This is a genomic window from Microbulbifer maximicatervae (SeqCode) (genome assembly GCF_056231245.1).
Map to the genome: position 1 here is coordinate 4696646 of NZ_CP174334.1, position 13485 is coordinate 4710130.

9 protein-coding genes are annotated in these 13485 nt (G+C 55.9%); 4 read left to right on the plus strand and 5 right to left on the minus strand.

What is annotated here, in order from left to right:
- The first annotated feature begins 88 nt into the window (after window positions 1-88).
- Window positions 89-1198, plus strand: coding sequence for a tRNA epoxyqueuosine(34) reductase QueG (gene queG, locus ACJJIS_RS20525; protein WP_475708939.1), 1110 nt, complete (start codon window positions 89-91; stop codon window positions 1196-1198).
- A gap of 13 nt (window positions 1199-1211) precedes the next feature.
- On the opposite strand, the gene orn is transcribed toward queG, so the two are convergent.
- Window positions 1212-1751 (minus strand): oligoribonuclease, encoded by a 540-nt coding sequence (orn, locus tag ACJJIS_RS20530; RefSeq protein WP_475708940.1) that lies wholly within the window; start codon window positions 1749-1751, stop codon window positions 1212-1214.
- 86 nt (window positions 1752-1837) lie between these two features.
- Here orn and rsgA point away from each other — a divergent pair, with 86 nt between their 5' ends.
- The 3 genes from rsgA to asd are packed head-to-tail and all read left to right on the plus strand — an operon-like array spanning window position 1838 to window position 4558.
- The gene (gene rsgA, locus ACJJIS_RS20535; RefSeq protein ID WP_475708941.1) at window positions 1838-2878 is read left to right on the plus strand and encodes a small ribosomal subunit biogenesis GTPase RsgA; all 1041 of its coding nucleotides are present in this window, start codon (window positions 1838-1840) and stop codon (window positions 2876-2878) included.
- A complete protein-coding gene (locus tag ACJJIS_RS20540) occupies window positions 2875-3669 on the plus strand; it encodes a sulfurtransferase (protein WP_475708942.1) in 795 nt (264 codons plus the stop codon). Before rsgA ends, ACJJIS_RS20540 begins: the two co-directional genes overlap by 4 nt.
- A gap of 25 nt (window positions 3670-3694) precedes the next feature.
- Window positions 3695-4558: an archaetidylserine decarboxylase gene (gene asd / locus ACJJIS_RS20545; protein ID WP_475708943.1), complete on the plus strand. Its 864-nt coding sequence runs from the start codon at window positions 3695-3697 to the stop codon at window positions 4556-4558.
- 53 nt (window positions 4559-4611) lie between these two features.
- On the opposite strand, the gene ACJJIS_RS20550 is transcribed toward asd, so the two are convergent.
- The 4 genes from ACJJIS_RS20550 to gltB all read right to left on the minus strand — a co-directional run bounded on the left by ACJJIS_RS20550 (window position 4612) and on the right by gltB (window position 13262).
- The gene (locus tag ACJJIS_RS20550) at window positions 4612-5964 is read right to left on the minus strand and encodes a cyclic di-GMP phosphodiesterase (RefSeq protein WP_444918810.1); all 1353 of its coding nucleotides are present in this window, start codon (window positions 5962-5964) and stop codon (window positions 4612-4614) included.
- Between the two features lie 170 nt (window positions 5965-6134).
- A complete protein-coding gene (gene hemE / locus ACJJIS_RS20555; protein WP_108731435.1) occupies window positions 6135-7214 on the minus strand; it encodes a uroporphyrinogen decarboxylase in 1080 nt (359 codons plus the stop codon).
- A 160-nt stretch (window positions 7215-7374) separates the two neighbouring features.
- Window positions 7375-8793, minus strand: coding sequence for a glutamate synthase small subunit GltD family protein (locus ACJJIS_RS20560; RefSeq protein ID WP_282930294.1), 1419 nt, complete (start codon window positions 8791-8793; stop codon window positions 7375-7377).
- 20 nt (window positions 8794-8813) lie between these two features.
- Window positions 8814-13262 (minus strand): glutamate synthase large subunit, encoded by a 4449-nt coding sequence (gltB, locus tag ACJJIS_RS20565; RefSeq protein ID WP_475708944.1) that lies wholly within the window; start codon window positions 13260-13262, stop codon window positions 8814-8816.
- Window positions 13263-13485 lie beyond the last annotated feature (223 nt).

Here is a 13485-nt window from a genome sequence, read left to right on the forward strand (position 1 = left end):
AATTACATCGCCATCGTTTGCGCCAACCGCAAAGTATACCGCCCCGGCCAGGCATTGTGCTTGCAGGGAATATCGAGCCGCTTTATCTATGACCGAATCACTGCTCGCCGACTTAGCCCAACAGATCAAAATTTGGGGCAGAGAACTGGGCTTCCAACAAGTGGGTATTACCGATTGCCAGCTGGAGGAGGAAGGGGAACGCCTGCGCGCCTGGATTGATGCGGGCTATCACGCTGATATGGACTGGATGGGCGCTCACGGTGAGAAACGCTGGCGCCCCGAATTATTGGAGCCGGGAACACTGCGGGTAATCAGCGTGCGTCTGGACTACCTGCCGCCGGACACCCAGCCGATTAAAGTGTTGAAGGATTCGAGTAAGGCCTATGTATCCCGCTATGCGAATGGCCGCGATTACCATAAGTTGATCCGCAAACGCCTGGCCAATCTATCAAAGCAAATTGATACCTATTGCGCCGAGCGGGGCATTGAATCGAAAGGTCGGGCTTTTACCGACAGCGCCCCGGTAATGGAGAAGGCCCTGGCAGCCAAGGCCGGCCTGGGCTGGATTGGTAAAAATACGCTGGTACTGAATTCGACCGCCGGCTCTTACTTTTTCCTCGGCGAAATCTACACCAACCTGCCACTCCCCATAGATATCAGCGAGGAGCATGATCAGTGTGGCGACTGTGTCGCCTGCCTCAGGGTTTGCCCCACCGATGCCTTTATCGATGACCGCACCCTGGATGCGCGGCGCTGCATCTCCTACCTCACTATTGAAAACAAAGGCCCAATCCCTGAGGAATTTCGCGAGCCCATCGGCAACCGGATATACGGCTGCGACGACTGCCAAATAGTGTGCCCTTGGAATAAATTCGCCAAACCCACCAAGGAAAAAGATTTTCATCCACGACATGGACTGGACAATGGCGAGCTGCTGAAGTTGTTTACCTGGAGCGAAGAGGAGTTCCTGCGCAAGACTGAGGGTTCGGCGATTCGCCGAATCGGCCACGAGCGCTGGCTGCGCAACCTGGCTGTTGCCTTAGGCAATGGGGAGGCCACGCCCGAAGTCATCGATACCCTGGAGAGTGCCCGCGCCGACGCCACGCCCCTGGTTCTGGAGCATATCGATTGGGCGCTGGAGCGGTTGCGCAGCGGGCGCAGGCGCAAGCGTAAAATCAAACGCAAGCCCGCTGGCTAATCAGGGGTGGTCGTCAGAGGCGGAAAAAAGTCTCGCGGTAGTGGCGTAATTCCTCGATAGAATCGCGGATATCGTCGAGCGCCAAATGGCTGCTGTGTTTTTTAACCCCGTCCAAAACCTCTGGGCGCCAGCGGCGAGCCAATTCCTTCACCGAGCTGACATCCAGGTTTCGGTAGTGGAAATAGGATTCCAACTCCAGCATATATTTCACCAGGAAGCGGCGGTCCTGGCCGATAGAGTTGCCACACATGGGAGATGCTCCCTCAGGGACCCAGTGTCGCAAGAACTCCAGGGTCTCCCTTTCCGCGTCCCTTTCGGAAATACTGGACTCTTTAACCCGCGTTACCAGCCCGGAACCACCGTGCTGTTCGGTATTCCATTCATCCATTGCATCTAGCAAGGCATCGCTCTGGTGGATGACCATTGAGGGACCCTCGGCGAGAATCTCCAGGCGTGAATCCGTCACGATTGTGGCAATTTCAATAATGCGCTCTTTGTCCGGATTCAGGCCTGTCATCTCCAGGTCAATCCAGATCAGGTTGTTCTGATCCACAACGGGTCTCCTCAAACTTTCCGCGCAAGTTACCGCAACTACCCTGCAATAGCTATAATCCGCCGCTAGTCTCCAGGTGCTAGTGCATGAGTAAACGCAAATTAAATCGCCGCCAACAGTGGCGTATCAACAAAATCCAGCAGGAACGCGAAGCCCGCGCCCGCAAGCGCGAGCAATCTGCCGAAGAGGCCCTGGAAGAGGGGCAACTGGGGCAGGAACAGATCGGCCTGGTTATCGCCAACTATGGCACACAGGTTTTAGTAGAGAGCGAGAGTGATCCGAGCCTGCGCCAGCGCTGCCATTTGCGCGCCAATATCGAAACCCTGGTGACCGGCGATCGCGTTGCCTGGCACCCTGCCAGTGAAGATAGCGACGGAGGCATTGGTGTTATCGGCGCGCGCCTGCCGCGCAATTCCGAGCTGCAAAGACCCGATCGCTACGGCGACCTGAAAACTGTCGCAGCCAATATCGATCGCATATTGATCGTTATCGCCCCTTATCCCGAACCTTTTGCCAATGCCATAGACCGCTACCTAGTAGCTGCAGAGACCACCGGCATAGCACCTATGCTGCTGCTCAACAAAACCGACCTGATCGATGAGCGCAATCGCGATTCATTGGAGGAGCTACTCGCCCCCTACCCGGGGCTCGGCTATCCGGTTTTACGGTTATCCACCAAAACTGGCGAAGGCCTGCCGGAGCTGCTGGAAACCCTTGCGCAGGGATGTAGCGTTTTTGTAGGGCAGTCCGGGGTGGGCAAATCATCCCTGGTCAACGCACTGCTTCCCAGTGCCGGCGCCCGCACCGGTGCCTTGTCAGAGGCCACACAGAAGGGGACTCACACCACCACAGCGGCGGAACTGTTTCACCTGCCCAGTGGGGGTGATCTGATAGACTCCCCCGGTATTCGCGAATTTGGACTCTGGCATATGGAGGAGGCCGCCCTATTGGAAGGTTTTGTCGAATTCCGACCATTTATCGGGCACTGCCGCTTTCGCGACTGCCGCCACCAGGGCGAACCCGGTTGCGCTATCCATAAGGCACTGACCGATGGAAAAATTAGCGAGCGCCGCATGAATAGTTTTCTGCATTTGCGCAACAGCCTGGAATCGGAGAACAAGTTTTGAAACTGATCATCGAAGCTGAAGAACTCGCGACTCAGCTTGAGCGCGAAGAACTGCTTATTGTAGACCTCAGCTCACCCCACAATTATCTCAACGGCCATATTCCAGGGGCTGTTCACTTGCCGTTCCAGGCGCTGATGGCTGGCACCGCCCCCGCACCGGGCAAACTTCCCGGTATCGAACAGCTGACCCAGATTTTTCAAGCTATCGGCTTAAAGCCGGAACAACATGTGGTCGCCTGTGACGACGAAGGCGGCGGTTGGGCTGGGCGCTTTTTGTGGACCTTGGAAATGATAGGCCACCGCAATTACAGCTACTTGAATGGTGGCATGTTGGCCTGGCGAGGCGCCGGCCTTCCTCTCATTACCGAGGCACCGGATATTGAGCCGAGTGATATTCAAGTCACCGTCAACAACGCAGCTGCGATGGACGCCCAGCAAATCCAGGATCAACTGGGCAATGATGAATTCCTTGTTTGGGATGCTCGCTCACCCCAGGAATATCGCGGTGAGCGGGTCCTGGCCATGAAGGGCGGTCATATCCCTGGAGCAATCAATTGCGAGTGGACCCAATTGATGGACCCGCAAAAAGACTTGCGTATTCGTGCGGATGCCCGCGAATTCCTCGCTGCACTGGGAATTGATAGCTCACACAAAATTGTCACCCACTGCCAGAGCCATCACCGCTCCGCTTTTACCTGGTTAGTGGGCAAGTCCCTGGGATTGGATATTCGCGCTTATCCAGGCTCCTGGAGTGAGTGGGGCAATTTGCCCAATACGCCGGTACAGCAGTAGATACATTGAGAAAAGACGTAGATTTATGAACCCTAAACTTTTTGCCGCCCTGCAATACCTAACGCCGCAACACGCACTCTCCCGCGCTGCCGGCTGGTTGGCGAATACAGAACTCAAGTGGATCAAAGATCCTTTCACCCGCTGGTTTGTGGATAAGTACGGTGTAGATATGCAGGAGGCCAAAGAGAGCGACTGCACTGCCTACCGCACCTTCAATGAATTCTTTACCCGCGAACTGGTGGACGGAGCCCGCCCCATTGTCGAAGGGCAACACGCCCTCGCCAGCCCTGCCGACGGCGCCATCAGCCAGCTGGGCCAGATCCATAACGGCCGTATTTTCCAGGCTAAAGGTCACGACTACAGCCTGGTTGAACTGGTGGGCGGTGATCCCAAGGTAGCGGCGCAATTTAATGACGGACACTTCGCTACTGTGTATCTGTCACCGAAGGATTATCACCGTGTGCATATGCCCATGGCCGGCACCCTGCGCAGCATGACCTATGTGCCCGGACAACTCTTCTCTGTAAATACGGTAACTGCAGAAAACGTGCCGCGCCTGTTCGCGCGCAACGAGCGTCTGGTCTGCGTATTCGATACGGAAGCCGGCCCTATGGCAATGATCCTGGTGGGTGCAATGATCGTCGCCGGTATCGAAACCGTATGGGCCGGACAAGTCGCTCCTATCCAGCGCAAAGTCATCAATACAGATTATCTGGATAAGGCACCCATCTACCTGGAGAAAGGTGAGGAGATGGGACGCTTTAAGCTGGGCTCTACCGTCATAATGCTATTTGGCGCAGACCAGGTGAGCTGGCTCGACCAACTTGAAGCCGAGTCGCCCGTGCGCATGGGTGAGCATTTCGGTAATTTACTATCCAGCAAGGACTGATATTAGTAAGGGACAGCGGCAGTTTTAACTGCCGCCTCTGAAAAAGAGAACGTTTATTTTGTCAGGCGCGTCAGCAGCTGCCCCAGTCGGCCACCGCGGAATAAATAATTGTCGCGAATATTCGCCGCATCCACCTGGGGGTAAGCTCCAGGTTCTATATCCCTGAGGATACTGACCTTTTCCTCGACGCTCATCTTGCCACGCTCAATAAGCTTCTGTTCTCGATCCTCAACTTCAGCTAAGTCACACAGGCGAGGCTTGCTGAGCGTCTGTTTTTGCCCATCGAGAACGATCATTATCTTTGGTCGCAAGCGCCGGTCGTAGGTCTGTTCCACCACCACGCCGACTTCTCCGGTGGACAACTCTACCTGGGTACCTGTGGGATAGAGGCCAATAGCCTGAATGAACTCCACTACCAACTGTTCTTGGTAGGCAATACCCCGCAGGTCATATAACTTGGCAACTGCCCGGGATGGCGCCACCGGCTCACTGGAACCTCTAGGGTTAGTGGCTTCATCATAGAAAGTCACTATGCCGCACATGCGCGCCAACACTGAAATCCTGTCACCGCGCAAGCCCTCAGGGTAACCACTACCATCGTGGCGCTCGCAGTGGGCACTAATGACTTCGATAACCTTGGGATCTATTTGTGGGTCTGCCGACAGCATCTTGACGCTGTGCTGCACAAACTTTCGATACTCCAATTCACTGCGCGGGTCGCGCTGCTTCATCTGCAGCACTTCCCCGTCGATAGCCAGCTTGCCTACATCCTTCAGCAGGGTAGCCACCCCGAGCTTTAGTAAATCACTGCGTGAAAGACCGATATGGCGGCCGAATAGCACCGCCCAAATACTGGCACGTACCGAGTGACTATAAGTGTGCTCATCCTTATCTCGTACACGAGCCAGCCAGGCAAACGCATCGGGACTGCGCAGCACACTTTCTACTAAATCCTCAACGACTTGGTTGACCTGCTGTACCGGTATGGGCCTGTTGTTAGCGACAAGCCCCATCACTTCACTCATACCATAGAGGATCTGGCCGTGAAGCTTACGCGCATTACTGGCTTCTCGCTGCGCCGGCTGCGGAGGGGGGTATTTTTTATGGGAAACAGTGACAGGCTTACAAGGGATAGTGACCGCTGTGCGGCCAGAAGAACGACCTCTTGCGGAAGTGTCGCTGCCTCCGAGCAATCGGCGCAGGGTAACACCGGCACTACCGACAGTTTTGTGGATATCGACATAAACAAACCGGCAGTATTTCTGTAGTTGACGGATTTCTTCCAAATCGCGGATATAAAAACCCTGCAGCGCAAATGGGGTTCGCGTCCAAGGCCGGTCAAGCTTGGAGACAAACATGCCGCGCTGTAAATCACCGACAGAAATTTTTGCTTGTTCGATTGCCACTGGGGAAGGTGCCGACAACTGTAGTTAACGCTAAAACGCTGCCCAGAAAGACCCCGTGGCGTAAGATCCTCGGTCCTCTGGGCAAGCTCACCTTTATATCATGGAGAGATATTAAGGTTCACCCGCCCAAAGTGAGACTGTATTCACAGACTCAGAGATCAGTGGCCAGTTTAGGCGTGATATTGGGCTGACAGTTCTACCACAGCTTCAATCATGGCTCCGGCATGTTTGGGGTCTACCTTCGGGGTAATTCCGTGACCTAAATTGAAAACGTGGCCACTACCCTGACCAAAAGACTTCAAAACAGCCGCCACTTCTGTGCGAATTCGTTCGGGACTCGCATAGAGAACAGCCGGGTCCAAGTTGCCTTGCAGGGCCACCTTGTCTCCCACTCGGGCGCGGGCGCTGCCAATGTCTGTCGTCCAATCCAAGCCCAGGGCGTCAGCGCCAGTATCAGCCATTGCTTCCAACCACTGACCGCCTCCCTTAGTGAACAGGATGGCCGGCACTCGACGACCGTCGACTTCTTTAATTAGCCCCTGGAGAATTCTCTGCATATATTTCAGGGAGAATTCACGGTAAGCACTGTGGCTGAGTGCCCCGCCCCAGGTATCAAAGATCTGTACGGCCTGGGCTCCAGCGCGAATCTGGGCGTTCAGGTAATCGGTAACAGAGTCGGCCAGCACCGTGAGTAACTGGTGCATCAGCTCAGGGCGGTTGTAAAGCATTTCCTTACAGCGGGCAAAATCCTTGCTGGAGCCACCTTCAACCATATAAGTCGCCAGCGTCCAGGGGCTGCCGGAGAAGCCGATTAGCGGCACGCGACCATTCAACTCGCGGCGGATGGTGGACACGGCATTCATCACATAGTCCAAATCCTTTTCGCTGTTCACCACTTCCAGGGCTTCGATATCGGCCGCCGTGCGCAGGGGCTTGTGGAACTTCGGGCCCTCTCCTTCAGAGAAGTAGAGGCCCAGGCCCATGGCATCGGGAATAGTCAGGATATCGGAAAACAGAATGGCGGCGTCTAGCGGGTAGCGCTCCAGGGGTTGCAGCGTTACCTCACAGGCCAGTTCGGTATTGCGGCACAAATCCATAAAGCTGCCCGCTTCGGCGCGGCTGGCTCGATATTCCGGCAGGTAGCGCCCCGCCTGTCGCATCATCCACACAGGCGTTCGATCCACTGGCTGGCGCAGCAGGGCGCGAAGAAAGCGGTCGTTTTTCAATTCGGACGGTTTGGTATCAGACATAGGCACACCGAGCGGGCTAAAAAAACGGGCATTGTACAGGGGCTTGGCCGCTATACACAGGGTGGCAAAGATATTGCGAGGTGCCTATTGGGACTGGCACAAATGTGCACGGAATAATTGGGCAGTGAGGGACCCTGCCCCCACTGCAAATCAGAAACGACTAAATATCCAGGTAATCGAGAATACCTTCACCGGCTTGGCGCCCTTCCCAGATAGCTGTCACTACCAGGTCCGAGCCGCGCACCATATCGCCGCCGGCAAAAACCTTCTCATTGGAGGTCTGGAATTTGTATTTTTGTTTTTCTGGAGCGACGACACCACCCCAGTCGGCAACTTCAATATTGTGCTGCGGAAACCACTCTGCCGGGCTGGGACGGAAGCCAAAGGCCACCAGAACGATATCCGCCGGGATAATTTCTTCAGAACCGGGCACCACCTGAGGGCGACGGCGGCCGTTTTCATCGGGCTCACCGAGCTCCGTAGTGACCACTTTAACCCCGGCCACCTTGCCATCCCCAACGATCTCAACCGGCTGGCGATTGAACAGGAACTGTACGCCCTCTTCCTTTGCATTGGCCACTTCCCGACGCGAGCCAGGCATATTTTCCTCATCGCGGCGGTAGGCACAGGTTACGCTCTTAGCGCCCAATCGAATCGAGCTACGGTTACAGTCCATGGCGGTATCACCACCACCGAGAACCACCACGCGCTTGCCCTCAACCGAAACAAATTCGGAAGCATCGCGCTCCCAGCCCATATTGCGATTTACGTTGGCAATCAGGAATGGCAAAGCATCGTGAACACCGGGCAAATCTTCACCGGGGAAGCCACCTCTCATGTAGTTGTAAGTGCCCATCCCCATAAAGACAGCATCGTAGTCATTGAGCAGCTGCTCAAAACTGATGTCCTTACCCACCTCAGTATTGAGACAGAACTCAACGCCCATCTCAGTAAACACTTCCCGGCGCTGCTGCATTACCGACTTCTCCAGCTTGAACTCGGGAATACCAAAGGTAATCAGGCCGCCAATTTCCGGGTGCTTGTCGAACACCACCGGCTGCACGCCGTTGCGCACCAAAATATCAGCGCAGCCCAGACCCGCCGGGCCGGCACCAATCACCGCCACTCGCTTGCCCGTTTTCTCAACATGACTTAAGTCTGGACGCCAACCCAGGGCGAAGGCTGTATCAGTAATGTACTTTTCCGCATTGCCGATGGTGACCGCACCAAAGCCATCATTGAGGGTACATGCGCCCTCACAGAGACGGTCCTGAGGACAAACCCGGCCACAGACTTCCGGCAGGGTATTGGTTTCGTGGCAGAGTTCGGCTGCCTCAATAACATTGCCCTCGCTGATCAACTTCAACCAGTTGGGAATGTAGTTGTGTACCGGGCACTTCCATTCGCAATAGGGGTTGCCACAATCCAGGCAGCGGTGCGCCTGGCTGGCCACCTGCCGCTCACTGAACGGCTCATAAATTTCAACAAACTCGCCGGTGCGGGTGATGATGTCCTTCTTCGGCGGATCGATGCGACTTACGTCGATAAACTGGAAGTCATTGTTCAGTCTGTCTTTCATACTGTTTCTCCACCCCGCCTTTATTCGCCGCGCTTGCGCACGTCGGAAAGAAGATCTGCAAGGCTCGCCGCCTTTGGTTTAACCAGCCAGAAACGGCTCAAGTAATCATCGAAGTTATCCAATAACTCGGCGCCCCAGGTGCTCTGGGTCTCCGCCGCATACTCTTCGATAACTTCGCGCAGGTGACTCTGGTGTGGCTCGAGAATTTCGCTGCTGATTCGGCGCAGCTCGATCAACTCATGGTTGCAGCGATCAAAGAAATCCCGCTCCATATCCAGGACATAGGCGAAGCCACCGGTCATACCGGCGCCGAAGTTAAATCCGGTGCGCCCGAGAACCGCGACCATACCCCCGGTCATATATTCACAGCAGTGATCTCCCGCCCCTTCGACTACCGCAAAGGCACCGGAGTTGCGCACAGCGAAGCGCTCACCGGCACAGCCCGCCGCAAATAACTTGCCACCCGTGGCGCCGTAGAGACAGGTATTGCCGACAATACTGGTTTCCTGGGAGGCGAACGAGCTACCTTGCGGCGGTCGTATAACCAGCTTGCCGCCAGCCATACCTTTACCCACATAGTCGTTGGCATCGCCATCCAGGTACATTTCCAGACCACCGGCATTCCACACGCCGAATGACTGGCCGGCGACCCCTTTGAGGCGCAGTTTCACCGGAGCTTCAACCATGCCCTGGTTACCGTAGCGCTTGGCGATCTCACCAGACAGACGCGCACCTAAGGATCGGTCACAGTTGGTCACGTCGTAGCTGAACTCGCCACCTTTAAAGCCTTCGATGGTAGGCAGGATATCCGCCACCATCCGCTCCGCCAGTTCGCCCTTATCCCACGGATCATTGGTCGCGGACTGACAGGTTTGCGGCTTGCTGTCCAACAGCTCATCCGTATGCAACAGAGGCGCGAGATCCAGCTTTTTCTGTTTGTCAGTTTCGCCATCCAGTACGCGCAGCAAATCCACACGCCCCACCAGATCCTCCAGGGTCCGCACGCCCAGACGCGCCATCCACTCGCGGGTCTCCTCGGCGACAAAACGGAAGAAGTTCATCGCCATTTCTGCGGTGCCGATATAGTGCTCGTCACGCAGGTCCTTCTTCTGGGTGGCGATACCGGTGGCACAGTTATTCAAGTGGCAGATGCGCAGATACTTACAGCCGATCGCCACCATGGGTGCCGTACCAAAGCCGAAGCTCTCGGCACCGAGAATTGCCGCCTTGATCACATCGAGGCCGGTTTTCAGACCCCCATCGGTTTGTACCCGAACCTTGTCGCGCAGATCATTGGCACGCAGGGTCTGGTGGGTTTCCGCCAATCCCAGCTCCCAGGGCGACCCGGCATAGCGAATCGAGGTTATTGGGCTCGCCGCTGTGCCGCCGTCGTAGCCGGAGATGGTGATCAAATCCGCATAGGCTTTGGCAACACCCGCTGCAATAGTGCCAACCCCAGGCCGCGATACCAGTTTTACCGATACCAAGGCATCGGGATTTACCTGTTTAAGGTCGTAGATCAGCTGCGCCAAATCCTCGATAGAATAGATATCGTGATGGGGCGGCGGGGAAATCAGGGTCACACCGGGCACCGAATAGCGCAGCCGCGCGATCAGTTCGTTGACCTTGCCACCGGGCAGCTGACCGCCTTCACCGGGCTTGGCGCCCTGGGCTACCTTAATTTGCAATACCTCGGCATTTACCAGGTAGTGCGGTGTTACGCCAAAACGACCGGAGGCAATTTGCTTAATCTTGGAAACTTTATCAGTGCCAAAACGGGCAGGATCTTCACCGCCCTCGCCACTGTTTGAACGCCCACCCAGGCGATTCATCGCTTGGGCCAAAGACTCATGGGCTTCGGGGGACAGGGCCCCCAGTGACATGGCCGCCGTATCAAAGCGACGCAAAATCTGCTCTGCCGGCTCCACGTCTTCCAGAGCTACCGGTTCGATGTTCTCCTTGAAGTCCAGCATATCCCGCAATGTCGCCACGGGGCGCTGGTTAACCAGCTCCGCGTAGTCCCGCCACGCGGCATAGTCACCGGTACTGGCAGCGCGCCGCAGGGTAGTCACCACATCCGGGTTAAATGCGTGATACTCCTGGCCGTAGACAAACTTGTGCAGGCCGCCGGGGGAAACAGGTTTGCGGGCTTTCCAGGCTATATCGGCACGGGCCGCCATATCGGCTTGCAGTTCAGGGAAGCCGGCACCTTCGATGCGAGTGGGCGCTCCGGGGAAACACAGATCCACCACATCCTTGGAAATCCCCACCAGCTCGAACAGCAGTGCGCCGCGATAAGAGGCAACGGTGGAAATGCCCATCTTGGACAGGATCTTTAACAGGCCCTTGATAATGCCGTTACGGTAATTTTTCTGCGCCTCAGCGGCATCCAGCAGCAATTCACCGGTATCGATCAGGTGATTGATAATGCTGTAGGAGAAATACGGGTGTACTGCGGTGGCACCGACGCCGACCAAACAGGCCAACTGATGCGCATCTCGGGCGCTGGCAGTATCCACCACAACATTGGAATCACAGCGCAAGCCTGCATGTACCAGGTGGTGGTGCACCGCGCCTGTCGCCAGCAGTGCATCGATTGGCAGGTGCCCCTCGCGAATGTCGCGATCGGACAACACTACAATCACAGCCCCCGCCCTCACTGAAGCCTCAACTTTGGCGCAGAGCTGTTCAATCGCCGATTTGAGATCCTGTTCAGCGGGGTCGTAGTTCAGATCGAAGATCTCCGCTTCGAAGCCCGGGCGATCAAGGGATAACAGTGCCGTGTACTTCATATGGGAAAGTACTGGCGAAGACAGGATTACCCGGTCCGCGTGCTCGGGAGTTTCCTCAAATACTGATTTCTCTCGACCCAGGCAGGTCTCCAGAGACATCACCACGGTTTCCCGCAGGGGGTCAATTGGCGGGTTGGTTACCTGGGCAAACTGCTGGCGGAAGTAGTCGTAGAGCGAGCGGTTGTAACGGGACAAAACCGCCATCGGCGTATCATCGCCCATTGAACCGACCGCTTCCTGGCCCGCCTCAGCCATGGGCCGGACGACTTTATCGCGCTCTTCCAGGGAGGAGCTGAACAGCTTTTGGTAAACCTTGAATTGCTGGTGGGAGAAGTTGTTGTCCACCGGCGCAGTAACCAGAGTAGAGCGGATACGGCGTGCTTTATCCTTGAGCCAACGCTTATAGGGCTGTGCCCGCTTGAGCATATTATCGATGTCAGCGGTGTGGTAGAGCTTACCCTCTTGGGTGTCCACCGACAGCATCTGCCCCGGTCCAAGGCGGCCCTTAGCCACAACATCTTCAGGGGCATAGTCGTACACGCCCACTTCGGATGCCACAGTGATCAGGTCATCCTTGGTAATCACCCAGCGCGAGGGGCGCAAGCCGTTGCGGTCCAGGGTACACACGGCATAGCGGCCATCCGTCATCACCAATCCAGCCGGCCCATCCCAGGGCTCCATATGCATGGAGATATATTCGTAAAAAGCGCGCAGGTCCGCATCCATTCCTTCAACATTTTGCCAGGCCGGTGGCACTAGCATGCGCACGGCCCGGTGCAGCTCCATGCCGCCCGCCAACAGCATCTCCAGCATGTTGTCCAGGCTGGAGGAGTCGGAACCCTCACGGTTAACCAGGGGCACCAGCTCATTCAGCTCTGGAATCAGGTCAGTGGCAAATTTACTGGTGCGAGCAACAGACCAGTTACGGTTGCCGGTAATAGTGTTGATCTCACCATTGTGTGCCAGCAAGCGGAATGGCTGAGCCAGGGGCCAGCGGGGCATGGTGTTGGTAGAGAAGCGCTGGTGGAAAACACAGATCGCGGTTTCCAGGCGCGGGTCGGCCAGTTCTGGGAAAAACTTGGGCAGATCAGCCGGAATCATCAGGCCTTTGTAAGAGAGGACACTGGTTGAAAGGCTGGCAATATAGACTTCGCTACTTAAGCGCAACTCGGCTTTGCGACGGGCCACATAGAGACGGGCATTGAATTTCGCCTCGCCGAGGGGCTCGTCTGCATTGTTGATCAGCAACTGCTCAAAGTGTGGCAGGCAATCCCGGGCAATAGGGCCCAGGCATTCCGGGTTAGTCGGTACGGTGCGCCAGCCGACGGTCTTTAGGCCCTGAGCTTGCAACTCAGTTTCGAGAATTTTGCGGGCTTTATCGGCTTCGGCTTGATCTAGTGGGAGCATGATTGATCCCACTGCGTAGGTTGCTGTCAGCTCAGCACCAAACAGGGTCTTGGCTTCTGCGCGGAGGAAAGCATCCGGCTTTTGCAGCAAAAGACCGCAACCATCACCGGTTTTACCATCGGCGGCAATACCACCCCGGTGGGTCATGCAAGTGAGGGATTCAATGGCCGTCTGCACTAACTTGTGACTTGCCACACCGTGCAAATGAGCGATCAGACCAAAACCGCAGTTGTCCTTAAACTCATCCAACTGATACAGACTGCTACCCATAGAATTCCTCGTCGCTATCGATTGGGGGACCACTGGCGCTTAAAAAAAAAAGAAGTGCCTGTTATGGGCGAATGTCACTTTAAGCTTCGCGCTACGCTCTCCTGCGGTCCCTTGGAAAAAGATCCCGAGATAAAAAAAGCCCTCTGCTGGGGCTTTTTTTGTTGTTATTGGCGGTTTTTTGCCCCGCCTTTCCTTTCGGGGGGGCGCAATATTACTTGTCCAA